This window comes from Pseudoalteromonas sp. 3J6, from assembly GCF_903995135.1.
Classification (GTDB): Bacteria; Pseudomonadota; Gammaproteobacteria; order Enterobacterales; family Alteromonadaceae; genus Pseudoalteromonas.
This window is the reverse complement of the sequence record NZ_LR877185.1, coordinates 173,814-199,646: the sequence shown is the minus strand read 5'-3', so window position 1 is coordinate 199,646 and position 25,833 is coordinate 173,814. Positions and strand designations below refer to the sequence as shown.

27 protein-coding genes and 1 tRNA gene are annotated in these 25,833 nt (G+C 40.4%); 22 read left to right on the top strand and 6 right to left on the bottom strand.

All coding sequences use genetic code 11. From position 1 onward, the window contains the following. The first annotated feature begins 285 nt into the window (after positions 1-285). From P3J6_RS00880 to alr, 14 genes are all read left to right on the top strand, one after another. Entirely contained in the window at positions 286-849 is a 564-nt protein-coding gene (locus P3J6_RS00880) for a UPF0149 family protein (protein WP_008110427.1), read from the top strand. A gap of 36 nt (positions 850-885) precedes the next feature. Beyond that, a complete protein-coding gene (gene pepP, locus P3J6_RS00875) occupies positions 886-2,208 on the top strand; it encodes a Xaa-Pro aminopeptidase (RefSeq protein WP_138571386.1) in 1,323 nt (440 codons plus the stop codon). A gap of 14 nt (positions 2,209-2,222) precedes the next feature. Further along, positions 2,223-3,410, top strand: a complete 1,188-nt coding sequence (ubiH, locus tag P3J6_RS00870) for a 2-octaprenyl-6-methoxyphenyl hydroxylase (protein WP_198522016.1) — start codon at positions 2,223-2,225, stop codon at positions 3,408-3,410. Beyond that, complete coding sequence (locus tag P3J6_RS00865) at positions 3,407-4,573, top strand: FAD-dependent monooxygenase (protein ID WP_198522015.1); 1,167 nt, start codon at positions 3,407-3,409, stop codon at positions 4,571-4,573. The genes ubiH and P3J6_RS00865 overlap by 4 nt, the downstream gene beginning before the upstream one ends. 106 nt (positions 4,574-4,679) lie before the next feature. After that, positions 4,680-5,615: a hypothetical protein gene (locus P3J6_RS00860; RefSeq protein ID WP_109875300.1), complete on the top strand. Its 936-nt coding sequence runs from the start codon at positions 4,680-4,682 to the stop codon at positions 5,613-5,615. 342 nt (positions 5,616-5,957) lie between these two features. Continuing rightward, a complete protein-coding gene (gene rpsF / locus P3J6_RS00855; RefSeq protein WP_008110420.1) occupies positions 5,958-6,299 on the top strand; it encodes a 30S ribosomal protein S6 in 342 nt (113 codons plus the stop codon). Between the two features lie 43 nt (positions 6,300-6,342). Next, entirely contained in the window at positions 6,343-6,660 is a 318-nt protein-coding gene (gene priB, locus P3J6_RS00850) for a primosomal replication protein N (RefSeq protein ID WP_008466122.1), read from the top strand. A gap of 12 nt (positions 6,661-6,672) precedes the next feature. Then, positions 6,673-6,900 carry a 30S ribosomal protein S18 gene (rpsR, locus tag P3J6_RS00845; RefSeq protein WP_002962753.1) on the top strand — a complete coding sequence of 76 codons (228 nt, stop codon included), beginning with the start codon at positions 6,673-6,675 and terminating at the stop codon, positions 6,898-6,900. Positions 6,901-6,936: 36 nt separating this feature from the next. Continuing rightward, positions 6,937-7,389 (top strand): 50S ribosomal protein L9, encoded by a 453-nt coding sequence (gene rplI / locus P3J6_RS00840; protein ID WP_008110407.1) that lies wholly within the window; start codon positions 6,937-6,939, stop codon positions 7,387-7,389. Between the two features lie 224 nt (positions 7,390-7,613). Beyond that, a complete protein-coding gene (locus P3J6_RS00835) occupies positions 7,614-8,165 on the top strand; it encodes an RNA polymerase sigma factor (protein ID WP_138605252.1) in 552 nt (183 codons plus the stop codon). Then, complete coding sequence (locus P3J6_RS00830; RefSeq protein WP_171039586.1) at positions 8,152-8,637, top strand: hypothetical protein; 486 nt, start codon at positions 8,152-8,154, stop codon at positions 8,635-8,637. Before P3J6_RS00835 ends, P3J6_RS00830 begins: the two co-directional genes overlap by 14 nt. A 9-nt stretch (positions 8,638-8,646) precedes the next feature. Continuing rightward, positions 8,647-9,585, top strand: coding sequence for a DUF4097 family beta strand repeat-containing protein (locus tag P3J6_RS00825; protein ID WP_138605250.1), 939 nt, complete (start codon positions 8,647-8,649; stop codon positions 9,583-9,585). Between the two features lie 113 nt (positions 9,586-9,698). Continuing rightward, on the top strand, positions 9,699-11,078 hold the full coding sequence (gene dnaB, locus P3J6_RS00820; protein ID WP_010390854.1) for a replicative DNA helicase: 1,380 nt from the start codon (positions 9,699-9,701) through the stop codon (positions 11,076-11,078). Further along, complete coding sequence (gene alr / locus P3J6_RS00815; protein WP_198522014.1) at positions 11,078-12,157, top strand: alanine racemase; 1,080 nt, start codon at positions 11,078-11,080, stop codon at positions 12,155-12,157. The genes dnaB and alr overlap by 1 nt, the downstream gene beginning before the upstream one ends. Positions 12,158-12,228: 71 nt before the next feature. On the opposite strand, the gene P3J6_RS00810 is transcribed toward alr, so the two are convergent. Further along, positions 12,229-12,468, bottom strand: a complete 240-nt coding sequence (locus tag P3J6_RS00810) for a DUF2960 domain-containing protein (protein ID WP_004588463.1) — start codon at positions 12,466-12,468, stop codon at positions 12,229-12,231. Between the two features lie 100 nt (positions 12,469-12,568). Here P3J6_RS00810 and P3J6_RS00805 point away from each other — a divergent pair, with 100 nt between their 5' ends. From P3J6_RS00805 to P3J6_RS00795, 3 genes are read left to right on the top strand one after another with little or no spacing between them, the layout of a single operon-like run. After that, positions 12,569-12,820, top strand: coding sequence for a hypothetical protein (locus tag P3J6_RS00805; RefSeq protein WP_138605248.1), 252 nt, complete (start codon positions 12,569-12,571; stop codon positions 12,818-12,820). 30 nt (positions 12,821-12,850) lie between these two features. Further along, positions 12,851-13,474: a nicotinamide riboside transporter PnuC gene (gene pnuC / locus P3J6_RS00800; protein ID WP_138605260.1), complete on the top strand. Its 624-nt coding sequence runs from the start codon at positions 12,851-12,853 to the stop codon at positions 13,472-13,474. Positions 13,475-13,477: 3 nt separating this feature from the next. Next, positions 13,478-14,281 (top strand): phosphotransferase family protein, encoded by an 804-nt coding sequence (locus P3J6_RS00795; protein ID WP_198522013.1) that lies wholly within the window; start codon positions 13,478-13,480, stop codon positions 14,279-14,281. Here the strand turns inward: P3J6_RS00795 and P3J6_RS00790 are convergent. Further along, positions 14,278-14,460, bottom strand: a complete 183-nt coding sequence (locus tag P3J6_RS00790; RefSeq protein ID WP_138605246.1) for a helix-turn-helix domain-containing protein — start codon at positions 14,458-14,460, stop codon at positions 14,278-14,280. The genes P3J6_RS00795 and P3J6_RS00790 overlap by 4 nt on opposite strands. A gap of 238 nt (positions 14,461-14,698) precedes the next feature. Between P3J6_RS00790 and P3J6_RS00785 the strand changes: the two genes are divergently transcribed. Both P3J6_RS00785 and P3J6_RS00780 read left to right on the top strand, forming a co-directional pair. Continuing rightward, positions 14,699-14,773 (top strand) — tRNA-Arg (locus P3J6_RS00785). A 269-nt stretch (positions 14,774-15,042) separates the two neighbouring features. After that, a complete protein-coding gene (locus P3J6_RS00780; RefSeq protein ID WP_138605245.1) occupies positions 15,043-16,260 on the top strand; it encodes an HD-GYP domain-containing protein in 1,218 nt (405 codons plus the stop codon). Here P3J6_RS00780 and P3J6_RS18760 read toward each other — a convergent pair. Beyond that, positions 16,220-16,543: a hypothetical protein gene (locus tag P3J6_RS18760; protein WP_138605244.1), complete on the bottom strand. Its 324-nt coding sequence runs from the start codon at positions 16,541-16,543 to the stop codon at positions 16,220-16,222. The genes P3J6_RS00780 and P3J6_RS18760 overlap by 41 nt on opposite strands. Positions 16,544-16,825: 282 nt before the next feature. Here P3J6_RS18760 and P3J6_RS00775 point away from each other — a divergent pair, with 282 nt between their 5' ends. Beyond that, positions 16,826-18,127, top strand: a complete 1,302-nt coding sequence (locus P3J6_RS00775) for an outer membrane protein transport protein (protein ID WP_138605243.1) — start codon at positions 16,826-16,828, stop codon at positions 18,125-18,127. A 156-nt stretch (positions 18,128-18,283) separates the two neighbouring features. Here the strand turns inward: P3J6_RS00775 and P3J6_RS00770 are convergent, their stop codons facing one another. The 3 genes from P3J6_RS00770 to pepA form a co-directional block, all read right to left on the bottom strand. Beyond that, positions 18,284-21,136 (bottom strand): valine--tRNA ligase, encoded by a 2,853-nt coding sequence (locus P3J6_RS00770; RefSeq protein WP_198522012.1) that lies wholly within the window; start codon positions 21,134-21,136, stop codon positions 18,284-18,286. 58 nt (positions 21,137-21,194) lie between these two features. Then, positions 21,195-21,641 (bottom strand): DNA polymerase III subunit chi, encoded by a 447-nt coding sequence (locus tag P3J6_RS00765; RefSeq protein ID WP_138605241.1) that lies wholly within the window; start codon positions 21,639-21,641, stop codon positions 21,195-21,197. 172 nt (positions 21,642-21,813) lie between these two features. Continuing rightward, positions 21,814-23,325, bottom strand: a complete 1,512-nt coding sequence (pepA, locus tag P3J6_RS00760; protein ID WP_054202239.1) for a leucyl aminopeptidase — start codon at positions 23,323-23,325, stop codon at positions 21,814-21,816. Positions 23,326-23,632: 307 nt separating this feature from the next. On the opposite strand from pepA, the gene lptF reads away from it, so the two are divergent. Together lptF and lptG are read left to right on the top strand one after the other, a co-directional pair. Beyond that, positions 23,633-24,745, top strand: coding sequence for an LPS export ABC transporter permease LptF (gene lptF, locus P3J6_RS00755; RefSeq protein ID WP_198523765.1), 1,113 nt, complete (start codon positions 23,633-23,635; stop codon positions 24,743-24,745). Then, on the top strand, positions 24,742-25,809 hold the full coding sequence (gene lptG, locus P3J6_RS00750) for an LPS export ABC transporter permease LptG (RefSeq protein WP_198522011.1): 1,068 nt from the start codon (positions 24,742-24,744) through the stop codon (positions 25,807-25,809). The genes lptF and lptG overlap by 4 nt, the downstream gene beginning before the upstream one ends. Positions 25,810-25,833: the final 24 nt, after the last annotated feature.

The following is a 25,833-nucleotide window of genomic DNA, read 5'->3' as shown; positions in this document are numbered from 1 at the left end:
AGAACCCTTCGGGCAGCGCCTGTTTGGCATTGATGCTGCGTTATCGCCTATTTATGGGGAATAACCACACCACATAGGCTCTGCCTTGCCTAAATACCAAACAGACTGCTGCAAATTTAACCTTGAAGGGTCAACAGACCCTAATCTTGTATTTACTTTTAAGATTGCTTTTTGAGCTCAATTTGCTTTTCAATCGCTTGCTTTTGACCTCAGTCATAGAATTCATTGGAGTTGCTTTTTATCGAGTGGTAGCATTGCTTTAATTAGCAAAGCGAAGACGTCATTATGAATAACTTACCAGATTACGAAAAAGCCCAACTTCTTTTAGAGAAAAATGAAATATTTGTATCACCCGCAGAAGCGCATGGCGTTATTAGCGGCTTACTTGCTTGTGGGCTAAGCATTGACGATAAAGAATACTTAGGCTTACTGAGCGATGTATTTAATGATGGCGAGTCGTTTAGCAACGATTTAAAACAGTTTTTTGGCCAAATTTATCAACAAGTAGTTGAAAGTTTTAATAACGAAGAGTTTCAATTTGACTTGTTTTTACCTAGTGATGACGAAACACTTATCGATCAGGCTAACGGGCTCGTATCATGGGTAGCTGGGTTTATGTTGGGTTTTGGCTTAAAGCAAAAAGATTATGGCAAGCTGTCGGCAGATGTAAAAGAAGTGATCAGCGACTTTAGTGAGATTACACGCCTAGATACAACCTTTGAAGAAACCGAAGAAGATAGCCAAGCACTGCATGAAGTGATTGAGTACGTCCGCGTATCGGCGCTACTGTGTTTTGCTGAACTTGGCAAAGAGCAAAATCCACAAAGCAACAAAAAAACACTGCATTAATTGAGCAACACAATAAAAGTAATGGGTTAGTTATTAATGGTTGAAATACAAAAGTCAGAGTTTAAAGCGCGCCGCGAGCGTTTATTGGCGGCAATGGATAATAACAGTATTGCTATAATTCCCGCTGCAACGGAGCTCACGCGTAGCCGTGATACTCATTATCCGTTTCGACAAGACAGTGACTTTTTTTACTTAACTGGTTTTAACGAACCCGATGCCGTGTTGGTGCTCTGCAAAAACAGTGATACACCCTCACTATTATTTTGCTTAGATAAAGACAAACTTGCAGAGGTATGGCACGGCAGACGCATTGGTTTTGAAAAAGCACAAAGCGAATACTTATTCGACAAAACTTATGCACTTAGTGAGCTAAATGAACAATTATTGAATTTGGTGAACGGCCAACAGATTTTATTTTATGCACAAGGGAAGTATCCTGCCTTTGATGGCAAAGTATTTTCAATGCTTAACACTTTGCGCAGTGCCCCTAAAAAAGGGGATACAGCACCGAGTACAATTAAAGATATTCGCCCTTTATTGCATGAAATGCGCTTATTTAAATCGCCAGGCGAAATTAACATTATGCGTGAGGGCTGTGAAATAAGCGCTCGAGCACACATGCGAGCCATGCGTTTTTCCCACGTTGGCGCAACCGAGTTTCAACTAGAGGCAGAGCTTCATCATCACTATGCAATGAACGGTGCGCCACATCCTGCTTATGGCACTATTGTCGGCAGTGGCGATAACGCCAATATTTTGCACTACACCCAAAATAGCGACGTATTAAACAATGGCGACTTAGTACTGATTGATTCAGGCTGTGAGCTACAAGGCTACGCCGCCGATATAACACGTACCTTCCCCGTTAACGGTAAATTTAGCACTGAGCAAGCTGCGCTTTATAATATTGTACTTAAAGCGCAAGAAATCGCATTTAGCGAAATAAAACCCGGTGGCCTTTTATCTCAGGCAAATAAACTCGCTATGCAAGTACTAACCCAAGGGTTACTTGATTTAGGTATTTTAACCGGCGATTTTGATGAGTTAATGGCACAAGGTGCCTGTAAAGAATACTACATGCATGGTCTTGGTCACTGGTTAGGGCTTGATGTTCATGATGTGGGCGATTACAAGGTTAATAACCAAGAGCGTGTCTTAGAGCCGGGTATGGTGCTAACCATTGAGCCTGGGCTGTATATTAGTAAAGACTCAAATGCGCCTCAAAAATACCAAGGTATAGGTATTCGTATTGAAGATAACTTATTAGTAACTGATTCAGGTCACGACAACTTAACCATTAGCGTGCCTAAAACAATTAGTGAAATAGAAGCGTTAATGCAAAGCGCTAAAAACGCATAAGCTTGGAGATAAAAGTGGCTAAGCAGTTTGATATTGTAGTAATTGGTGGTGGTTTAGTCGGCGCAAGTTGTGCTCTAAGTATAAGTAGAAAAAATCCCAGCTTAAATATTGCTGTAATTGAAGCGAATCAAGTAACCACTGATTATCATCCAAGCTTTGATGACAGAAGTATCGCACTTGCCCAGCAGTCGGTAGAGTATTTACAAAGCCTCAATTTATTTGAAATGAACGCTCCCTATGCTGCGGCCATAAAAAAAGTGAGTGTGTCAGACAAAGGACACTTTGGTAAAACCCATATACAGTGTGATGAGTTTGCAAAACCCTCATTAGGTTATGTGGTAGAGGTAAACCCATTTGGCAGAGCGCTGCATCAGCGTTTAATGCAATCAAACATATCGCTTTTTTGCCCAGATAGCGTAACAGCGATAAAACAAAACGCCGATAGTAATGAACTTACACTACAAAGTGGTGAAAAACTCAGTGCCAAGCTGTTGGTGATTGCCGACGGTGCACAGTCGCCAACTCGTAATTTATTGGGGCTCGGCTTCAATACCCAGCCTTATGAACAAGGTGCGATTATTGCCAATATAGAAGTCGCTGGTGGACACCATCATCAGGCGTTTGAGCGGTTTACCCAAAATGGCCCAATGGCTTTATTACCCATGAGTAATAACCGCTATTCGTTAGTATGGTGTATGCGCCAAGAACATATTGAGCAGTATATGTCGCTAAGTGAACCAGACTTTATAAGTGCGCTGCAAACTGCCTTTGGTTATCGTGCAGGACAGTTTATAAAAGCCGGTATGCGCGCTAGTTACCCTTTAGTTTATGGGCAAATAGAATCGTTAACGACGCACCGGGCAGTGGTGATAGGCAACGCGGCACACGCAATTCATCCTATTGCAGGACAAGGCTTTAATTTAGGGTTGCGAGATGTACAAGTGCTGAGTAACTTAATTGCAAACAGTGAACATGATTTAGGTAGCTATGCTTTTACTCGTCAATATTCAATCAAGCGCAGCGATGATATAAAAACCGTAATGACATTGACCGATGCCTTGGTTCGACTTTTTTCAAACTCATCACGGGTGTTAGCGCTTGGTCGAAGTATTGGGCTATTTTCAATGGATTTATTCCCTGCATTAAAAGCCCCATTAGCAAAACAATTAATGGGTCAAGTTAAACAAGGTACACGTTTATGAAACAAGTACAGGTTTGTATAGTGGGTGGTGGCTGCGTTGGGTTAACGCTGGCGCTCGGGCTTGCTAAAGCGAATATTAGCGTGGCTGTGTTAGATGCTGCGCCAACTCAAGCTCCACCGAGTGATGATTATGGCTTACGAGTTAGCGCACTAAGTATAGCCAGCCAAACCTTGCTGGAGCAATTAAATGTATGGCCACACATAATAGCTGAGCGTGCTTGTGCTTATACGCACATGGATGTACGCGATGCCGATAGCTTTGGTAAAATAGCCTTTAATAACGAGCAGCTTGAGCTTGAGCATTTAGGGCACATTGTTGAAAACGACATTATTCGCTTTGCATTAATAAAAGAGCTTGAGCAACAAAGTAATGCCACACTCATGTTTGATACTGAGTATCAGCAAATACATCAAAGTGAGTCTGATGTATTTATTAATTTAAAAACTGGCGAACCTATTATTGCTAAGTTGCTGGTGGCGGCTGATGGCGCAAATTCAGCGATTCGTAAACAGTTTAATATGGCGCTGAGCTTTAAAGATTACGATCACCATGCGTTAGTAGCGACAGTTAAAACCAAAGAGTTACACGCAAATACCGCACGCCAAGTGTTTTTACCAACTGGGCCACTAGCGTTTTTACCACTAAGCGATGTGCATACTCATTCAATTGTGTGGTCAACCAGCCCCAATCATTGTGATGAATTGTTAGCAATGGACGACACCGCCTTTAATAAAGCAGTTATGGCTGCCATAGATGGCCAATGTGGTTTATGTGAAGTGCAAAGTAAGCGCGTTGCATTCCCACTTAAAATGCGTTACGCCCAACAATGGGTTAATGGCAAGGTGGTTTTAATGGGCGATGCAGCGCATACCATTCATCCATTAGCAGGGCTCGGTATGAACCTGGGCCTAAAAGATGCCGCTTATTTAATTGAGCTACTAAGTCAAGACGCCAAAGAATTTGCCAGTACGCGGACACTGCGTGATTACGAACGTACCCGCAAGCTCGACGCACAAAAACACATCGCCATGATGCAAGGACTAAAAGAGCTGTTTGAAGGTGCAAACCCAGTTAAAAAGCTGATTCGGGGAGTAGGGCTTTCACTCGTTGATAACCTTGGTCCAATAAAGCACCTTTTCGCCAAAGAAGCGATAGGGAAGTGATTAAGGTTGAGAAGAGTGAAACGAAACCCAACGGATGAAGTAGCTAGTTTTTAGCTGCCAGTTATTAGCATTTTTATGGATAGTAATAAGGTTATCAGGAAGATAAATGAGAAAAAAATTTAAATATAATACCTCGAGTTTCCTACTTTTCTGTCTGTTGGTAGTCTCTTGTATAATTATTATCGGGCTTTATATCGCAACTTTTGGAATTGATTTAATAAATAATAAAAATATTTCTAGTTGGGTTAATACTGCCACTTATCTGAATAATATGCTTCAGCCTATACTCTTAATTACCAGTATTTTTCTTTTATATAAAACTTGGCAGACGAGTAAAAAAGAATTATCAGAAACAAGAACGCTTATGAAAACTCAAACTGACGTTTTACTTTTTGAAAAGGTAAAAGAAACTCTGCCTATGTTTATTGAGTCATTGCAAAACAATAACGTAAAGGATATTCCATCAAAGAATAAAGATGTGAATCAGAGTATTTTTAGATCTAAGCTATCTGATTTTAGCTACCTCATAAAAGACCCTAAACTGATTAATCAAGATGATATTAAGGCTAAATATGGAGTGGGCGTTTTCGAACATCTATCGGCTTATTGTAGTAAAAATTATTGTAAAGAGTTTCAAGCATTTCAATTTGTTATTTTATCTAATGATGAGAGGGATTTGATTAAAACCATCTATAATAAAATGATAGCGTTTATCTATTTAACGGATAATACCTTTCTTAAAAGTTTTGATAGAGACTTTATAAATATTTTTGAGTTTATTTCCTCAGTTACGGACAAAAAACTTCGATTACTCTTATATAAGGAGCTAGTTAAGTCGCTAGGTGGAAACCTAGCTTTAAAGGGGCTTTTCATTTTCTATCAATCTAGATACAAAACTTTGTCAAAGGTTACAGAGAGTGAATTTTTGAAAGAGTGCATACGCGATTTTTATGACAATAACTTTTTAGAAACATATAAGCTGGATTTATATCTAATAGAATTAATAAATAAATCCCACTCTAGCAGTAAAAAGTGTTTTTAATGCGCAAAAAATTTAACTTGAATTAACTGTTAGGTATAAAAGCTACGCTTTCACGCGAGCAAGCTCGGCGCCTACCTAGTAAATATTAAACACTTATCTTTATTTTACTTATTGATATAAAGGGAGCATCCAATAATATCTTCCCGAAACCCGAAACCCGAAACCCGAAACCCGAAACCCGAAACCTTTAACACTTATCTATCAAAGCTTAAAAAACCTGCTTGCTTAATTATCCTACTAAGCGTAAAATGCGCGCTCATTTCGGCTTTTAAACTATTAATTCCTTGCCTTAAACCGACCGGCCGAAACGGTAGAAGGCTCTATTAACCGTAAGGAATATCCATGCGTCATTACGAAATCGTATTCATGGTTCACCCTGATCAGAGTGAGCAAGTATCTGGTATGATCGAACGTTATACTGGTTCTATCACTGAAGCAGGTGGTACTATCCACCGTCTTGAAGACTGGGGCCGTCGTCAACTGGCTTACCCAATCAACAAGCTTCATAAAGCTCATTATGTTCTTATGAACGTTGAAGCACCAACTGAAGTAATCAGCGAGCTAGAAACTACTTTCCGCTACAACGATGCAGTGCTTCGTAACTTAGTTATGCGTACTAAAAACGCTGTAACTGAAGCGTCTCCTCTTGTAAGAGAAGAGAAGAAAGAAGCACCAGCTGCTTAATTGTTTTGAGTCCTAGCATGGCACGTAGTCAGCAGTTACTATAATGGTTAGCCCATATACGAATCAGCTGGTTATATCGGGGGTAGTTTGTAAAACACCCAAGTTTAGCCAAAGCCCCGCGGGCATACCGCATTGTATTTTTGTTGTAGAACATAAATCAATGCAAGTTGAAGCAGATCTTAACCGTAATAGTTATGTTAGGCTTCAGGTGGTTGCCAGTGGTAAGCAAATGCAACAACAGACTCAACATTTGCACGTTGGGCAGGCATTGCAAGTGAGTGGTTTTTTAAATCGCCACGAAGGTCGTAACGGCCTTAGCCAATTGGTTTTGCATGCTCAGCATATAGAAAGAATTATTTGAGGAATTAATCTCATGGCACGTTATTTCAGACGTCGTAAGTTCTGCCGCTTTAAAGCGGAAGGCGTACAACAAATCGATTACAAAGATCTAGCTACTCTTAGAAACTATGTTACAGAAAGTGGCAAAATCGTACCTAGCCGTATCACAGGTACTAGCGCTAAATACCAGCGCCAGCTAGCAACTGCTATTAAGCGTGCTCGCTACTTAGCCCTTCTTCCATACACTGACTTACATAAGTAAGCAGCGGATTAACACGTTTTTAAAAGGTGTAGAAACATGCAAGTTATTCTACTAGATAAGATCGCTAACCTAGGTGGCCTAGGTGACCAGGTTGTAGTTAAATCTGGCTTCGCACGTAACTTCCTTTTCCCACAAGGTAAGGCAGTTCCTGCAACTAAAGCAAACATTGAAACGTTTGACGCACGTCGCGCAGAACTAGAAGCAAAAATCGCTGAACAGTTAACTGCAGCACAAGCACGCGCTGACAAACTTGAAGCATTAGCAGAAGTTACATTAGTATCTAAAGCTGGTGACGAAGGTAAATTATTCGGTTCAATCGGTACTCGTGACATCGCTGACGCTATCTCAGCTGTTGGTGTTGAAGTTGCTAAATCAGAAGTTCGTTTACCTCTAGGTACTATCCGTGAGACTGGCGAATTTGACGTTGCAATCGCAGTACACTCAGACGTAACAGCTACTATTAAAGTAATCGTTATTGCTGAAGCTTAATTTTAAATATTAAGCTAAAAAAACCGTGCTTTGCACGGTTTTTTTGTGTCTAAAATTTATAACCCAAAGCAATAAATTGTTTGTTGTGGGTAAAATTAAACACTTTTCTAAAATAAAGCTTCATTTTCTACAAATATTTTCTATTTCATTTAAACCTTTCTATTCTTCTGCGCGTCTTATAAGTTAAATTGCAATTACATAATTATAAACAGGAAAAATTTGCGATGTTAATGGACGCTAATCAGCCAATAACTGATCAAGTGCAGCAAATGCTTATTGATCAAGTTAAAAACGGCGACCAGTTAGCCTATAAAGCGCTCTATGACATGCATAAAGCAAAAGTTTACGGCTTATGCCTGAGGCTAATAGCCGATGAGGGCCATGCGCAAGATGCTACCCAAGAAGTGTTTGTGCAAGTATGGAACAAAATAGCGCAATTTGATGGACGTTCGCAGTTTTCCACTTGGCTTTACAGTGTCGCCAGTAATATTGCTATTAGTTATGTGCGCAGGCAAAAACATTGGCTTAATAAAGTAATTAGCTTTGAGCAAAGCGGAATGGATGAACAAGCTGCACATGACTGTAACGGATTAAACGGGCTAGATAAATTAATTGTTAGACTGCCTGAGCGCGCAAGAATGGTATTTGTGCTTTATGCAGTAGAAGGTTATAGGCATGAGGAAATTGCAACCCTGTTAGGCATGGCGATAGGCTCTAGTAAGGCGCAATATCATCGTGCAAGGCAACTATTAAAGCAGTGGTATGAAAATGAGTAAAACAAATTTTGATGACTACTTAAATGAGTCTTTAACCCAGTTAGATAAAAATATTCCACCAAAAAAAGAACTGTGGGATGGGATTGAGCGCGCAATAATAGCTAATAATCAGCCCGCTATTAATAGCAATCAATATTGGCCAAAACTCACCGCCATTGCTGCATGTTTTACCGCGGCTTTAGTGAGTACAGTGTTGTTATTTAAAGTACCAGAGGCAAATACTGCAGTGGCAATGAGTGAGTTTTTTACTAAACAAAAACAAAGTTTACTAGTGCAATATCAAAGCCAAGCAGCATTGACCGACAACTGGCAAGTGCAGTTACAAGAACTTGAAGATGCAGAGCAAGCAATAAAGCAAACTCTTGAAAATGAACCGAAAAACAAGGCGCTATTGTCTATGTTAGCGCAAGTTTATCAACAACAACTCGACTTAATTAACAAGGTGCATGCACCGCGTTGGCAACACATCTAGGAGAAATAAATGAAAGCAATAATATTAGGGATCGCTTTATTACCCATGGCCGTATTTGCTGGTGAAAAAATAGATCAGCAAATTGAGGTACCCAATGCTGGGGTGATCCACATTGAAAACCAGCGTGGTGATATTAAAGTGACAGGTTGGGATAAAAATCAATTTAAAGTAACCGGTGAACTTGATGATAAGGCACAAGGCTACACACTTAAAACACAGGGTAATAAAACCCAGTTTATTGTGAAAATGCCTGAACTTTCTAATTGGGATAATAACAACAATGGCTCAACGCTCACTATTTTTATGCCAAAAAGTAGTGCGCTAGAATTTGTGGGTGTTAATGCATCTATAACGGCCAAAGAGTTACAAAAAGGTACTGAAATTGATGTAGTTAATGGGGCTATTACAGTAAACGATCTTAATGGCGATATTAAGCTGACCACTGTAAATGGTGACATTAAGGCAAAAGCACTTAATGGTAAAGTTCAATTTGAAACTGTTAATGGTTCGATTGATGATCAGCAATCTAGCGGTGAAGTTCGTTTTAGTGCGGTTAATGGCGATATTACATCAAACTCGACGGCCAATGATATTCGCTTAGAAAACGTAAATGGCGATATTAACTTTAATTTCGATACAATTAAAGAATTACAAATAAGCACCGTTAACGGCGAAGTTAAGGTACAAATTAACCGCCTTCTGAGTGATGCTGATGTGAGTTTTGAATCTGTTAGTGGTAACGCTGCGTTTTATTTCCCTGCTGATTTATCAGCACAATTTGAGGTTGAAGCACACGCTGGCGGTAAAATTGACAACCAGTTAACTAACGATCAAGTACAAAAAGCCAAATATGGCCCAGCAAGTGGAATTAAGTTTAATACTAATGGCACTGATGCTAGCGTAGAGATGAATACTATTAGCGGTGTTATCGAACTTAAACGTCAATAATTAGCTATTTTATTTTAAGTAACAAAAAGCAGGAAAAGATTTCCTGCTTTGCTATTTGCACAGCCCCGCCAAGTCGATAGAATAGAGCCATTCAATTTTAGTACTGTGAAGTTATGGCCAAACCAGATAAGCAAGTCGACACTCTTAAAGTTCCTCCCCATTCAATAGAAGCTGAACAATCTGTTTTAGGTGGTTTGATGCTTGATAACCAAGCATTTGATCGCGTAGCTGAACTTGTTGTGGCGCAGGATTTTTATACCCGTACCCATAAGCTTATTTTTGAGGCGATGACGGCTCTTGCTGAAATTGGTGATCCGATTGACTTAATCACAATTTCTGAGAGTTTAGAAAAAAATAACCAGTTGTCAGGTATTGGTGGATTCGCGTATTTAGCCGAAATAGCAAAAAACACCCCAAGTGCTGCCAATATTGACGCTTACGCAAGTATTGTTCGCGAGCGCGCCGTTGTTCGCGAAATGATTGGTGTTGCCAATGAAATAGCCGAAGCGGGTTTTAATCCTGAAGGGCGTACTAGCCACGACTTACTTGATTTTGCTGAAAGTAAAGTCTTTAAAATTGCTGAGCAGCGTACAAAAAGTAGTGAAGGCCCACAAAGCATTCACAACATACTTGAAAAAACCGTTGATAAAATAGAAGAGCTTTACCAGTCACCACAAGATGGTGTGACCGGTGTGAGCACGGGGTATGCTGATCTTGATAAAATGACTACAGGTTTGCAGCCATCTGATTTAATTATTGTGGCAGCGCGTCCATCAATGGGTAAAACCACTTTTGCAATGAACCTTGCTGAACATGCCGCAATGACTCAAGACAAGCCAGTGCTTATTTACTCTCTAGAGATGCCCTCTGAACAAATTATGATGAGGATGCTGGCGTCCCTTGGCCGAATTAACCAAACTAAAGTACGTACTGGTCAGCTAGATGACGATGACTGGGCGCGCCTTTCATCAACCATGGGATTACTCATGGAAAAAGGCAAAATGTACGTTGATGATGCCTCAGGCTTAACACCTACCGATGTTCGCTCACGTGCACGTCGTATAGCACGTGATCATGGTGGTATCAGTATGATCATGGTCGATTACCTGCAATTAATGCGTGTACCTAGCTTGTCAGATAACCGTACCTTAGAAATTGCCGAAATTTCACGCTCACTCAAAGCATTAGCAAAAGAGTTGCAGTGTCCGGTTGTTGCTCTATCGCAGCTTAACCGTACTCTAGAGCAACGTGCTGATAAACGTCCAATTAACTCAGATTTACGTGAGTCGGGCTCTATTGAGCAAGATGCCGATTTGATCATGTTTATTTATCGTGATGAAGTATACAACGAAGACAGTACTGAAAAAGGTATTGCCGAAATTATTATCGGTAAACAGCGTAACGGTCCGATTGGTAAAGTGCGCCTAACCTTCCAAGGTCAATTCTCTCGTTTTGATAATTACGCGGGGCCTGCTGTAGATGATGATTACTAATGCGCTTAGCCACTGCTGAAATTAATTTAACCGCGCTTGAACACAACCTAGCACAGGTAAAACGCCTTGCGCCCAATAGTAAAGTAATGGCGGTATTAAAAGCTAATGCTTATGGGCATGGTTTAGTCACCATAGCGCAGCATTTAAACGAGGCCGATGCATTTGCGGTTGCGCGTATAGATGAAGCGTTAGCGCTGCGTGCAGGTGGCCTTACAAAACCGATTGTGTTGCTAGAAGGCTTTTTTCATCAAGAAGACTTACCTATTTTACTGGCGAATAATTTTCAAACCATTATTCATGATGAGATACAGCTGAAAATGCTGGAAAGTGCGCAGCTAGATGCGCCTTTAAATTGCTGGTTAAAAATAAATACCGGGATGCATCGCTTAGGTATTGCGCCTGAGCAGTTTGATATGTTTTATCAGCGACTACAAGCCAGCCCAAATGCACAAAACAAAATAAATTTAATGACTCACTTTGCCTGTGCCGATGATGTAAAAAATACTAAAACAGTGCAGCAAATAAGTTTGTTCGATAATTTAACCCAAGAGGTTGATCAAGCCCATTGTTTATCAAACTCTGCGGGAATTATAGCGTGGCCAAGTGGTCATGGTGATTGGGTTAGACCCGGGCTAATGCTTTACGGTGTATCGCCTATGGCCAATCACACAGGTAAAGATCATCAATTAAAGCCTGTAATGCGCTTAACCACTAAGGTAATAGCAGTGCGCAATGTAGGGGCACATGAACAAGTAGGTTATGGCGGCCGCTGGCATAGTGATAAGCCTACGATGTTGGCTGTGGTTGCACTGGGCTATGGTGATGGTTATCCGCGTCATGCAAAAGAAGGCACACCCGTGATTATTAATGGGCATCGTTACGGTATTGTGGGTAGTGTAGCTATGGATATGATCACCCTTGATATAGGTAATAACGAGCACAACGTCCAGGTGGGTGATGAAGTGATTATGTGGGGGCCAGAGTTACCAGTAGAAGAGATTGCACAATGTGCTGATACTATTTCTTACGAGTTATTGTGTAATATCACACCGCGTGTAAGTTATGAGTACCAGCGCTAATATTTATTATTAAAGATATGCAGTAAGTTTACATTGCTGTCATGATCGTGATGCTAGCTTACTGGGTATGGTTACTCTTTTATAAAGTAAATATCGCTAAAGCCCATACGTGCAAACTCTTGGTCGCGAAAATTGCGTACCGCCGATGAACCTTTAGAGGTCATTTCAATTTGGCGTACCATGTTTAAGTAATTAGTTAAATCGATACCCTCAGCAGCCGCAATAGCCTGATACATATCGTGGTATTTATCTTTTGCGAAGTTAATTTCGCGCGGTTGATTTTTAAAAGTATAGGTAATTCTGCGTGCCATAATAAGCTCAGTTATATTGAGTGTTAGTGTAATTTTACACTGTATTTAAGTTGCGTTGAATGATTAGTTGAAATCAAATAATTAAAAAGTTGAGTTTGAAATGAAATTATCAGTAGAGATCAGTAAATACCCGCTTCATCAAGATTATATTCCTTTTATTAAAGGCTTTATCGACAGAGTAAATGCCTATGAAGAGCTCAAAGTGATCACGAATACCATGTCGACTCAAATATTTGGTGATTATGACTTAGTAATGCAAGTGATCAGTACAGAGATTAAACATTCATACGAGCAATATGGTAAAGCTATCTTTGTGTGTAAATTTATCTCGGGCGATTTATCTCCCGAATAACCTCCTAACAAATACGGTCGTTTTATAATGATGGATTTTATAACGCAAATACTGAGTGGTTTCACTGCCATGTCGCATTGGGAGTATATTGCGGTGGCTTTATCAATGGCGTATTTATTATTAGCCATAAAAGAGAATTTATGGTGCTGGCCTGCGGCTTTTTTTAGTACGCTTATTTATACCATAATGTATTGGAATGGCGCGTTGCTAATGGAGTCATTACTGAACTTTTATTACATGTACATGGCTGTGTTTGGGTGGGTTGTGTGGCGAAAAGGTAAAGCTAATCAAGCACAACGTTTGATTACATCGTGGCCTGTGAACCGACATATCATTTTAATAGTATTAACCACGCTAGCGTCATTAGCGATTGGTTACGTGATGCAAAATTACACCCATGCAGACTTTGCTTATCTGGATAGTTTTACTACCTGCTTTGCAGTAGTCACCACTTACCTAGTAGCTAAAAAAGTACTCGAAAATTGGTTATATTGGATAGTGATTGATGCTGCATCAATGTATTTGTATTACGAAAAAGGTTATTACCCAACACTCGTGCTTTTTATATTTTATACCGTTATGGCAGCGTGGGGGTTTAAAACGTGGTACGAAGAGTATGAGCAAAGCCAAGCAAAACCAATGGCGCAACTATAATTCATGAAACAGCATTCTCAGTTAGTTAATATTTGTAGTGCGTTTTTAGCACCTAGCAAAATAACCTCAACAGAGTATTTGGTTAATGGTTTAAGTAACGATAACTTTTTAATACGTACTGATTCCCAATCTTACTTATTAAAATGTTATCAATCATGTTGGCCAGAAGTCGCGCTAAATGCTCAATATGAGCTTAGTAAGCAGCAAGTTTGCCCTGCACCTATTTGGCTCGATAAACAAAATAAGCGAGCGGCTTTTACTTATGTAGAGGGAGAGGTTGCAGAGTCTTATTTAGCTATGCCGCTATTGGCTAAGCTGGCTAAAGTGCACGCTTATACAACTGATACTCAAACGATGGATATTGCATCACAATTGCAAGCCTATCGGCATTTATTGGTGTTTAAACAGTTTGAAAAGCACTTAAATAAAGTACTAGAAAACATTGCCAATATGCCCATAGAACATGGCTTTTGCCATAATGATTTAGTAAAAGAAAATATAATCGTTAACTCAAAAAGCGTCTATTTAATTGACTTTGAATACGCTCAAACTAACGATGTTTATTTTGATCTTGCTGCGCTAGCCGTTAGTTTTAACTTAGATAGTTCAACTAAACAGGCTTTGCTTAAAAGCTATCAAGTATATACCCCATCAGAGCTATTTTACCTATCTATGCACAAGCTTGAGTGCTACCAAGTAGTTTATTTGCTGTTATGTATAGGCTGGTATGAGCAACGCGCTATCAACAACAAAGTTGTCGAACTGCGCGCGCAATTGGATGAGCTTTTAGCATCAATGGGGAGTTAAAGCCCACCAAATCGAGCTGCTAGCTCTTTATATTTAGCTACTTCATCGGAGTCATACTGTGGTTCGCCATTAGCATCTTCACTTTTGGCAATAAGTAAGCTTTCGCGTGTTAAACGTTTAACTCGCTCGACTTTAACTCCTAAAAACTCAGCAACTTGTTCTGTTGACATTAACTTCATAATTACTTCCTCATGTTTAAATCTATCCGTTCAGTGACAATAATAGATAATATGTATCTAAAGCGTTACTGTTTTTTTATAGAATATAAATAAATAGCGCTTTTTTCGCCTTTTGTTAAGTGATTAGTTTAAATTATAGACATGTAAACGCAACATGCTGGTATTTATACCAAGATGCCTTTATCATTACGCATGCTAAAGCATTGATATCGCGAGTTGATGTGGCGGCAACAAATGTGCTCTCGTGGTGAAATGGATATCACGTGGCCCTCCGGAGGCTGAGTTGTAGGTTCGATCCCTACCGAGAGCGCCATTTGCGTTTACTTTTTACTCCCCTTAAAAACCATTAAAGCTATTTAAACTAGCTTGCTATTTTTATTCTTAGTTAAATAATAATGCTTGTAGCGATCTAATTTACACCGTTAGGCGTATATTCAGTGCTGTGTTTTTAGTTTAGTATTAACAGTCGCAAGATTGTTAGTATTAATGATTTATTATTACCCTAAAATCAAAAGCTAGACTTTTATAGCCAAATAATGCTATTAAAGTAAATATCCCTTAATTATAGAACCCCTCACATTTATGTTAGTTACCTTACCTATATCAGAGCTCATTCCCGGCATGTACGTAAATAGCGTGACGAAGCAGCAGGAGAGTGTGGATGGTATAAAAATTAAAACCAGCGGTTTGGTACGTGATAAATCTATAATTCAGCGTTTAATCACTGAAGGAGTGCTAGAGCTTCTTATTGATTTTACGAAAAGTGATGTAGCTGTACCGGCTAAATATAAAGAAAAAGAAAAACCACAAGCCGCTGCTACAAATCAAGACAAGCCCGCCAGTAAAAAGCGAGTTGTCAGCTTGCAACAAGAGTTTGCCAAAGCCAGCGTTAGTTATGATGCCCACAACAGAAAACTACAAAGTATTTTTGGTGATTTAACCTCAGGTTTGTCTCTGAATACTGATGCGCTTAATGAGATAAGTAATGAAATAGTTAGCTCTGTATTTCGCAATGAACATGCTATGACTATTTTAACTCGCATAAAAGATAAGCATAGCTATAACTGGCGTCATATGATCAATTGCACCATATTTACAGCGGTATTCGCTAAGTATTTAGGGTATAAACGCGAAGTGGTTCAGGAGCTTGCTATGGGGGCACTGATGCATGACTTAGGGCAGGCTAAATTACCTCAAGGAATATTCTCAAAGCCTGGCAAAGTTACGGGTAATGAGATGACGGCAATAAAAAAGCATGTTGCACAATGCTTAGGGTTATTAAAAGGTGAGAAAGGTATCACCACTTTAATGCTGGATATGATTGTAAATCATCATGAGCGCCTTGATGGTTCTGGTTATCCTCGAGGAGTCGATGACAGCAAAATAAGTCGTCCTGCTCGGATTTTAGCGATTGTTGACGTATACGATGCACTCACAGCAGACAGGCCGCATCAAGAAGGGGACGAGCCTATAAATGCACTGCGTTATTTGTTGGCAAACAAACAGCTATTTGATGCAGAGTTAGTACAGCTATTTATAAAGTGCTTAGGTGTTCACCCTGTGGGTACTATTGTTAAGTTAACCAATGAGCGTTTGGCCTTGGTGCTAGAGGGCAATCATTCAAACCCAATTAAACCTAAAGTTAAGCTTTTTTATAACGCAAAACATAACCATCATGTTACCGCAAAAGATATTGATTTGAGCTTAAATAATGATGAAGTAAAAATACAAGCAAGTGTAAAACCTGCTGATTATAAAATTAACTTGCCTCGACTTTTAAAAGAGCATCTACTGCTTTAGTCTTTTGGCATCGTCTTTTTCTGTTTGTTTTAGCAGAAATATACCCACCTAAAAAGCAATTACCCATTAACGTTATCCACAATAACGTACCTAATTCTACATGCAGTGCTAAGCAGCAAAAAACCAAAGAAATAATCGCCATACTAATGGCTGCTAACCAATAGTGATTGACTGGGTTGTCACATTTACCTGCCTGCGTACACGCGCAATAATTTGCTTTATAAAAAAAATAAACACTTATACCGCAAAAAATAAGCGCTGTAACAATAAGTAAAATGATCACTGTCTTCTCCCTTGGTGACTTTATTGGCAGTGTAAATTGCAACGCAAGGTAAGTCAATGCAAATGAGAATTAATAGCATTAGAGTATATACTCTAATACCATACTTCTGCTCCGATGAGTTTTAAATAGTTGTTAAAATGTAGTTAAAAAACGTGTTTTTTGATGTTTTTTAACGTTTTATTAGAGTTTTTTATAAAAAATTAAGGTAGTGTACGCGGGTTTGAAATCCTAATAACAACACACATAGCTATCCAAACAGTGAGTTTGGCTAAGGACACAACAATGAAATTTACTAAAACTCTTATTGCGGCATCGCTGGCATTTGTTTCAGCTGATACCTTTGCAGCGGCTTTTCAGCTTGCTGAACAAAACGTATCTGGTTTAGGCCGCGCATACGCAGGTGAAGCGTCTGTAGCAGACGATGCGTCTGTGGTTGCACGTAACCCAGCATTAATGACGTTGTTTAAAGAGAAGCAACTTAGTGTTGCAGCTATGGCTGTAATTCCTGACGTGAGCCTTGAAGGTACAGGTAATGTCTACGGTTTAGATAACAGCGTACTAGATGATGACAGCATCGCACCGAGCGCGATTATTCCTGCTGGTTATTTCACTATGCCAGTAAATGATAAAGTATCAGTTGGTTTTGGTGCATTTTCTAACTTTGGCTTAGCAACTGAGTTTAACGATGATTACGCAGCTGGCCAAATTGCCGGTGAAACTGAAATTGTTACGGTAAACATGAACGCAAGCGTTGCTTATAAAGTTTCAGAGCAGTTTAGCTTTGGTATTGGTTTAAATGCAATTTATGCAGAAGCGAAGATTATTCGTAAGTTTGGTGTTGTACCTCCAGTAAACCCTGCTATTGCATCTATTCCTGCAAGTGCTGATGCTGTTCACCTTGAAGGTGATGACATGGGTTACGGCTTAAACGTTGGTTTAATGTACCAATTAGATGAAAATAGCCGCTTTGGTTTTAATTACCGTACAGAAACAGATATTACTTTTGAAGGTGAGTACTCGAATGAACTACCTTCATTTATTCCAGGTGGGTTAAACGGTCAAGTTGAATTACCTGGCTCAGTTGAAATTACATTACCAGCAATTGCTGAGTTCTCTGGTTCTCACCAATTAGATAAAAAACTAGGCGTTCACTACAGCGTATTGTGGACAGGTTGGAGCAGCTTTGATTCATTAGAAGCACAAGTTACTGCACCTACAGGTGGTAAGTTCAGCGCGTTTGAAAAAACAGAAGATTTCTCTGATGCACTGCGCTACTCAATCGGTACTGATTACCAGTACAGTGAAAACTTAATGCTTCGTGCTGGTTTTGCGTTTGATGAATCACCAGTATCACAACAGCATTTATCAATTTCTATCCCTGATACAGACCGTTTTTGGTTCTCGTTTGGTGGTAACTATGCGATCGATGAAAACTCAAATGTTGATTTAGGTGTGAGCGTATTACGTGGTAAAACACAAAACTTTACTGAAAAAGTAGAAAGCGAAACATTACCACAGCAATGGTCTTTTGAATCAAAAGGTCATGCAGTATTGTTAGGCGCACAGTACAACTACACATTCTAATTCTGCCTAGAGCCTAGAGCCTAGAGCCTAGAGCCTAGAGCCTAGAGCCTAGAGCCTAGACACAAAAAAGCCGCTTACTTCATATGAAGTAAGCGGCTTTTTTATACTTATAAATTAACTGTTTACGAATGGCATAAGCCATTCGTACTGGTTTAATTATAAGCTTTCTATTTTAACTTTTTGCTCTAGTAGCTTTGTTTTAGCATCGGTAAATTCAGCTAGCTTAGCATTTTCTTTAGCGAGTACCGCTTCAGGTGCATTGTTAACAAACTTTTCGTTAGCCAGTTTGTTTTGCACTTGCGCTAGGCCTTTCTCAGCTTTTTCAAGTTGCTTGTTTATACGTGCAAGCTCAGCTTCGACATCAATTAACCCCGCCATTGGGATCATAATCTCAAGGTTGCCAACATAAGAGGTTGCACACGCTGGGGCATCGTCTTTGTTTTCAAGCAGAGTAAATGCTTCAAGCTTAGCGAGTGACGCTAAAAACGATTCATTTTCGTTAATACGGCGTACATCGTCGCTCGATGCATTGGCTAGTAATACCGATAGCGGCTTGCTTGGGCTAATATCCATTTCACCACGAATATTACGAATTGCTAAAATGAATTGCTTAACCCACTCTAAGTCATCCATCGCTTGTGAATCAACATTGGCTTGGTTATAAACAGGGAACCCCTGAACCATAATGCTAGTGCCTGTTGTTTCAAGCCCTGCAAGTGGTGCTACACGTTGCCAAATTGTTTCTGTAATATAAGGCATCATTGGGTGCATTAAACGCAGTAAGCTTTCAAGTACCGTAATAAGTGTATGGCGTGTACCGCGTTGCTGTGCTTCATTGCCTTTAAATAATACCGGCTTAGTAAGCTCTAGGTACCAATCACAGAACTGGTTCCAAGTGAATTCATATAATGTGTTCGCTGCTAAATCAAAACGGTAGTTATCAAGGTGCTCGGTGTAGGTTTTAACCGTGGCTTCATATTGACCTAGAATCCAACGATCAGCTAATGAGTACTGTTTTTCGCTATCGTTAAAGCCACAGTCTTGCTCTTCTGTGTTCATTAATACGTAACGGCTTGCGTTCCATAATTTGTTACAGAAGTTACGGTAACCTTCAAGGCGGTTCATATCCCAGTTAATATCACGACCAGTTGAAGCCATCGCTGCTAAGGTAAAGCGCAGTGCGTCAGTACCGTGTGCTTCAATCCCGTTTGCAAATACTTTGCGGGTATCTTTTTCAATTTTAGCGGCAAGTTTTGGCTGCATCATATTACCAGTACGTTTTTGTACTAAGTCTTCAAGGCCAATGCCGTCAATCATGTCTAGCGGGTCAAGTACGTTACCTTTTGACTTCGACATTTTATCGCCGTTATCGTCACGTATTAAGCCAGTTACATACACGGTTTTAAAAGGAACTTGTGGTTTGCCGTTTTCATCTTTTATAAAGTGCAGCGTCATCATGATCATACGCGCAACCCAGAAGAAAATGATATCAAAACCAGTTACCAACACGTCAGATGGGTGGAAGGTTTTTAAATCATCGGTATTTTCTGGCCAACCTTGGGTTGAGAACGTCCACAGTGCTGATGAGAACCACGTATCAAGAACGTCTTCGTCTTGGCTTAGTGTTACGCTATCTGCAATATTATTATCGCGACGTACTTCAGCTTCATCACGACCAACGTATACGTTGCCTTCGCTGTCGTACCAAGCTGGAATACGATGACCCCACCAAAGCTGACGTGAAATACACCAATCTTGTACGTCGTTCATCCACGAAAAGTACATGTTTTCGTATTGCTTAGGTACAAATTGGATGTCGCCGTTTTTAACTGCGTCTTTTGCAGGTTCAGCAAGTGGTGCAACACGTACATACCATTGGTCAGTAAGTAGTGGTTCAATTACCACACCAGAGCGATCTCCGTAAGGAACAGTTAGGCCATGGTCTTCAATTTTTTCAAGTAGGCCTAGCTCTTCAAATTCAGCAACAATCGCTTTACGTGCGTCAAAACGGTCAAGGCCATGTAAGCGCTCAGGAATTGGCGCATCAAATTCAAGTTCTTTACCATCAAAGGTGTATGTTTCACCTTGGGTTAAAATAGCCGCGTCTTTGTCGAAGATGTTAATCATGGGCATCTTGTGGCGCTTACCAACTTCGTTATCGTTAAAGTCGTGCGCAGGGGTTATTTTTACACAGCCCGTACCTTTGTCTTTATCGGCATGTTCATCGGCAACAATTTTAATACGACGATTAACGATTGGTAGTAAAACCTCTTTACCGATTAGGTCTTGGTAGCGCTCGTCATCTGGGTTTACTGCCACACCTGAGTCACCCAGCATAGTTTCTGGGCGCGTAGTGGCTACAACAATGTAGTCTTTACCGTCTTGCGTTTTTACGCCATCAGCTAGTGGGTAACGTAAGTTCCACATATGGCCTTGTTTGTCTTTGTTTTCTACTTCAAGATCAGAAATCGCAGTGTGTAATTTTGGATCCCAGTTTACTAGGCGTTTACCACGGTAAATTAGGTTTTCTTTATGAAGGCGTACAAATACTTCTTTAACAGCTTCTGATAGGCCATCGTCCATAGTAAAACGTTCACGGTCCCAATCAACAGAAGCACCTAGGCGGCGAAGTTGTTTAGTGATTGTGCCACCAGACTCGTTTTTCCATTCCCAAATTTTATCGATAAATGTATCACGGCCTAAATCGTGGCGTGTTTTGCCTTCTTCTGCCGCAAGCTTTCGCTCTACTAGCATTTGCGTGGCAATACCTGCGTGGTCGGTACCTACTTGCCATAATGTATTATTACCTTGCATACGTTTAAAACGCGTTAAGGTATCCATGATGGTATCTTGGAAAGCGTGGCCCATGTGTAAGCTACCCGTGACATTTGGCGGCGGGATCATAATTGAATATGGGGTGCCTTGGCCTGATGGCTTAAAGTAGCCTTTTTGTTCCCAGTCTTGATAGAGAGACTGTTCAATATCTTGCGGATTGTAGGTTTTATCCATTACACAGAACCTTAAATAAGTACTTAAATGAGTTAGTTAGCTTTGTACGCAGTGAGCGTTAGCGATTAATATCTTGCGTGGTGATATTGGCACCGAGTTGGCGTAGTTTTTTAAAGCGCTCACGAGCGGCTTGTTTTGCTACGGGCTCTACGGGTACAAAATCAAAAACTTGGTTAAACCGACGAATAAAATCCGGTAAGTGATTGGCCAAGTTAATTAATACTTTACGATTACCAACAGGTGGTGTTGTGCCAATTTCTACGGGTGCGCCGCCTTTTGGGCCTTCACCTTGTAAATTGTGGGGCACAAAACTGTCGGCATCAAATGTCCAAATAGTTTCGTCAATGCTGTTGGCGGTTGCTTCGCTATCTACAAAAATAAATACGCGTTGACCAAGCCGATACTGTTGCCCAGCTATTTTAGCTGCTAAAGCAAAGTGATCATCGGCTTTAGCTAATGACTCATCTTGTTGCTTTAAAATGAAAAACTGGGCATTCATGTTCATTGTATCGGGATTTCCCATGACATTGATTGTGCTGTTATTAAATACACACACATTAAGAAGGGGATTTTGCCATATAACGGGGCTTGCTTCAATTAATACCCAATAAATAAGGCGCTTTAAAAGCGCCTTATTTTATACTCTATATTGGGCTGTGAAGCCTTATACAGGTTTGTTAGTCTTGGGTTGCTTCACTAATGCCTGCTCGGTTTAATAAATACTGAGTTAGCATAGGTACAGGGCGACCCGTTGCGCCTTTTTTAGCGCCGCTGCGCCATGCCGTACCCGCAATATCTAAATGAGCCCAGTTATACTTTTTGGTAAATTTAGATAAGAAACAGGCCGCTGTAATAGTACCTGCAGCTCGGCCACCTAAGTTAGTAAAGTCGGCAAATGGACTTTCTAGTTGATCTTGATAATCATCCCATAATGGCAGTTGCCATGCACGATCGCCACTTTGCTCTGACGCTTTTAATAAATCATGCGCTAGTGGATTATGGTTTGCTAATAAACCTGTAGCGTGGGCACCTAAAGCAACAATACACGCACCTGTTAATGTTGCCACATCAATCACGGTTTCTGGTTCAAAACGCTCTACATAGGTTAGCGCGTCACATAACACTAAACGGCCTTCGGCATCAGTGTTAAGTACTTCAACCGTTTGCCCAGACATAGTGGTTAAAATATCACCTGGGCGATAGGCGTTTGAGCTTGGCATGTTTTCACAACCGGCTAAAACGCCAATTACGTTTATAGGTAGCTGCATTTGTGCAAGCGAGCGCATAGCACCAATAACACCAGCAGCGCCACCCATGTCGTATTTCATTTCATCCATGCCTTCGCCTGGTTTTAATGAAATACCGCCTGAGTCAAAGGTTAAACCTTTACCAACTAACACGATAGGCGCTTGGTCATCGCCTGCGCCTTTGTAATTAATTACCGACATAACCGATTCGTTATCACTACCACGACCAACTGCTAGGTATGAGTTCATACCTAGCTCTGCCATTTTATCTTCGCCAATCAGCTCAACAGTGATGTTGTCAAAATTAGTCTCAAGTTCTTTGGCTTGCTCGCCAAGATACGCTGGATTACAAATATTAGGCGGCATATTAGCAACGTCTTTGCACAATTTGCTACCAGCAGCAATCGCTAGGCCATGCTCAATGGCACTTTCACCTATAGTCAGTTCGCGGCGCGTAGGAACGTTAAATACCATTTTACGCAGTGGACGACGTGGGTCTACTTTCTTACTTTTTAGCTGATTGAAGGTGTATAAACAGTCTTGGGTTGTTTCTACCGCTTGACGCACTTTCCAATAGGTATCACGGCCTTTAACGTGTTGCTCAGTTAAAAAGCACACTGCTTCCATCGAGCCTGTTTCGTTTAAGGTGTTGATAGTTTTAGAAATAATTTGTTTATATTGTTTATCGTCTAGTTCGCGTTCTTTACCGCAGCCAACGAGTAGAATACGTTCGCTTAAAATATTGGGTACATGGTGTAATAGTAGTACTTGCCCAGGCTTACCTTCTAAGTCGCCACGGCGTAATAAATTTGAGATATAACCATCGCTGATTTTATCAAGTTGTTCACCAATGGGGGATAACCTGCGTGGTTCGTATACGCCAACAACAATACATGCACTGCGCTGTTTTTCTGGGCTACCACTTTTTACGTTGAATTCCATTGTCACTCCTGATTTTGAGTCATCTATAGAAGCTAAGTTGGGACTAAAAATGTGTTTTCTAGTCTTTTTACCTAAATTTTTAGGTCTAGCGCTAATATTAGTAGATTTTACTCGACTCTTACTGTGTATTTGAACTTTATATGCTTAAGGGTTACTAATGCAACATTATATCGTGATGTTAGGTAGGATAATTAATATTGATGGCTTATAATGTGTGCTTAATACTCATTTAAAATGAGTGAATTAACTCGTTCACTCATTGTTTTTTATTACTATATTGAAATTCCATGTTTAACAGGGGCGAATGTTGCTAATTTTCCGTTATTTGACCACTGAGGTTTTAAAATCGCAGGTCGCCGTATTTTTAACTTTAATGACCATATTTTTGTCGCAAAAGTTTGTTGTCATTCTTGGTGATGCCTCAGAAGGGAGTATCCCAGCAAAGCTTGTGTTTGCCATGATTGCGCTTAAATTACCGCAGTTAGCATCATTAATTTTGCCTCTGAGCTTATTTTTAGGGATTATTTTAGCTTATAGCCGTATTTACGCTGACAGTGAAATGACTGTACTTAAAGCCTGTGGCGTGAGTGAGTGGTATGTAGTGCGTATTACGCTAATTTCAAGTGTCATCCTAGCGTTATTGGCGGCGGTGCTTACCCTGTATATTGCACCGTGGGCAAGCGAACAAGAATACCAACTTAAAGAACAAGCCAAGGCTGATGCTGGTTTATCTGCACTTCGAGCTGGGCGTTTTCAGCAAACCGGTAACGAAAAAGCTGTGGTATTTATTCATAATATTGAAAATAGCGGCAAAGAGCTCAACAAAGTTTTTGTGGCACAACTCCCCGATAGCGAAAAAGGCGACTTAGCGCGATTAGTTTATGCAGAGCAAGGTGTTGTTATTGAAGCACAGAATGGTGAACAGCAGTTAGTACTTACTGATGGTAAACGTTACGAGACCGATGGCGAAGCGCCTTCACTTAACTTAACTGAGTTTGATGGCTACAGCGTACAAATTCGCGAACAAGAAATAGAACATCAACGTCGTAAGTTAGAAGCCGTGCCAACTCGTGAATTAATAACCATTAATACCCCAGAAGCAATTGCACAGTGGCAATGGCGTTTAGCTATTCCGTTATCTATTCCATTATTAACTTTACTTGCAGTACCCCTGAGCGTTGTTAATCCACGCCAAGGTAAATTTGCTAAATTAGTACCGGCTTTGAGCTTATATTTAGGGTATTTCATTTTACTCAACGCGGCTAAGTTTGCGGTAGAAGATGGGAAAATTCCGCCCTCTATTGGCCTATGGTGGATTCACCTAAGTGCATTATTTATAGGTAGTTTATTAATTATTAAAGGCCGCCCATTAGGTGTTTGGCTGAAGGCTGTCGTGACTAAACGGGAGCAACACATATGATGAAAACGCTTGATTGGTATTTAGGCCGTAGCATTATGCAAACGACTGGATTTGCACTAATGGTGTTGGTGGGGATCAGTACTTTAATAAAATTTATAGAGCAACTTAAATCGGTTGGCCGTGGTAGTTACGATATTATGACCGCCTTGTTATATACCATTTATAGTATGCCTGGCGATTTAGTGGTTTTTTTCCCGATGGCAGCACTTATTGGTGGCTTAACTGGACTAGGTGCTTTGGCCTCTAATAGTGAGCTGGTAGTGATGCAAGCCGCGGGTATGTCGCGTTTACAAATTATTGGCTCGGTAATGAAAACCGCTATTTTTATGGCCCTGTGCGTAATGGCATTAGGGGAGTGGGGAGCGCCCGCCGCTCAGTTGCATGCAAAGGAAATGCGTAACCAAGCTATTCATGGTGGGGATGTATTTAATGCGCAAAAAGGCGTGTGGGCTAAAGACGGCAGTAATTTTATTAATATTGAAGATGTTGACCAAAATGGCATGCTCCGCGGCGTAAATATGTACCACTTCGATAAGTCGTTGCTACTTACACAAATTACTAAAGCAAAAGAAGCAGTAGGGCGTGATAATGGCTGGCTACTGCGCGATGTGAACAAAGTATTGATCAGTGAAGAGCTTATTACCACGGAGCAAGTTACTGAAGAGTTTTACCCATCTCAGCTTACCGGTGAAAAACTTGGCGTGGTTTCAGTAAAACCAGAGTCATTGTCGTTTTCAGGATTGTGGTCATATTTAGCTTATTTGCAGCAAAATGAGCAAGACACCAGTACCTATGATTTAGCACTATGGCGTAAATTAATGCAGCCAGTGTCTATTGCTGTGATGTTGTTAGTTGCCTTGTCGTTTATATTTGGTCCGCTGCGAACCGTAACTATGGGGGCACGAATTATTATGGGAGTTATAACGGGGATAGTGTTCCACCTAACCAACGAGATATTTGGCCCTGTGGTAATGGTATATCAAATTCCAGCGATTATAGGCGCCGTTCTGCCGAGCATTTTATTTACTGGGTTTGCAGCTTATTTAATGAATAAGCGGGTGTAGCTAGACTTAAAGCTTAAATAAAAA

Bases quoted from the DNA above. Each gene is read 5' to 3' on its own strand.
- pnuC (WP_138605260.1), top strand. From the start codon at position 12,851: ATGGATTTTATAACGCAAATACTGAGTGGTTTCACTGCCATGTCGCAT.
- P3J6_RS00795 (WP_198522013.1), top strand. From the start codon at position 13,478: ATGAAACAGCATTCTCAGTTAGTTAATATTTGTAGTGCGTTTTTAGCA.
- pepA (WP_054202239.1), bottom strand. From the start codon at position 23,325: ATGGAATTCAACGTAAAAAGTGGTAGCCCAGAAAAACAGCGCAGTGCA.
- P3J6_RS00790 (WP_138605246.1), bottom strand. From the start codon at position 14,460: ATGAAGTTAATGTCAACAGAACAAGTTGCTGAGTTTTTAGGAGTTAAA.
- P3J6_RS00865 (WP_198522015.1), top strand. From the start codon at position 3,407: ATGAAACAAGTACAGGTTTGTATAGTGGGTGGTGGCTGCGTTGGGTTA.
- P3J6_RS00835 (WP_138605252.1), top strand. From the start codon at position 7,614: ATGTTAATGGACGCTAATCAGCCAATAACTGATCAAGTGCAGCAAATG.
- rplI (WP_008110407.1), top strand. From the start codon at position 6,937: ATGCAAGTTATTCTACTAGATAAGATCGCTAACCTAGGTGGCCTAGGT.
- P3J6_RS00810 (WP_004588463.1), bottom strand. From the start codon at position 12,468: ATGGCACGCAGAATTACCTATACTTTTAAAAATCAACCGCGCGAAATT.
- P3J6_RS00765 (WP_138605241.1), bottom strand. From the start codon at position 21,641: ATGAACATGAATGCCCAGTTTTTCATTTTAAAGCAACAAGATGAGTCA.
- alr (WP_198522014.1), top strand. From the start codon at position 11,078: ATGCGCTTAGCCACTGCTGAAATTAATTTAACCGCGCTTGAACACAAC.
- pepP (WP_138571386.1), top strand. From the start codon at position 886: ATGGTTGAAATACAAAAGTCAGAGTTTAAAGCGCGCCGCGAGCGTTTA.
- P3J6_RS00860 (WP_109875300.1), top strand. From the start codon at position 4,680: ATGAGAAAAAAATTTAAATATAATACCTCGAGTTTCCTACTTTTCTGT.
- priB (WP_008466122.1), top strand. From the start codon at position 6,343: ATGGTTAGCCCATATACGAATCAGCTGGTTATATCGGGGGTAGTTTGT.
- P3J6_RS00770 (WP_198522012.1), bottom strand. From the start codon at position 21,136: ATGGATAAAACCTACAATCCGCAAGATATTGAACAGTCTCTCTATCAA.
- rpsF (WP_008110420.1), top strand. From the start codon at position 5,958: ATGCGTCATTACGAAATCGTATTCATGGTTCACCCTGATCAGAGTGAG.
- rpsR (WP_002962753.1), top strand. From the start codon at position 6,673: ATGGCACGTTATTTCAGACGTCGTAAGTTCTGCCGCTTTAAAGCGGAA.
- P3J6_RS00825 (WP_138605250.1), top strand. From the start codon at position 8,647: ATGAAAGCAATAATATTAGGGATCGCTTTATTACCCATGGCCGTATTT.
- P3J6_RS00805 (WP_138605248.1), top strand. From the start codon at position 12,569: ATGAAATTATCAGTAGAGATCAGTAAATACCCGCTTCATCAAGATTAT.
- P3J6_RS00775 (WP_138605243.1), top strand. From the start codon at position 16,826: ATGAAATTTACTAAAACTCTTATTGCGGCATCGCTGGCATTTGTTTCA.
- dnaB (WP_010390854.1), top strand. From the start codon at position 9,699: ATGGCCAAACCAGATAAGCAAGTCGACACTCTTAAAGTTCCTCCCCAT.
- P3J6_RS00830 (WP_171039586.1), top strand. From the start codon at position 8,152: ATGAAAATGAGTAAAACAAATTTTGATGACTACTTAAATGAGTCTTTA.
- lptG (WP_198522011.1), top strand. From the start codon at position 24,742: ATGATGAAAACGCTTGATTGGTATTTAGGCCGTAGCATTATGCAAACG.
- P3J6_RS00880 (WP_008110427.1), top strand. From the start codon at position 286: ATGAATAACTTACCAGATTACGAAAAAGCCCAACTTCTTTTAGAGAAA.
- P3J6_RS00780 (WP_138605245.1), top strand. From the start codon at position 15,043: ATGTTAGTTACCTTACCTATATCAGAGCTCATTCCCGGCATGTACGTA.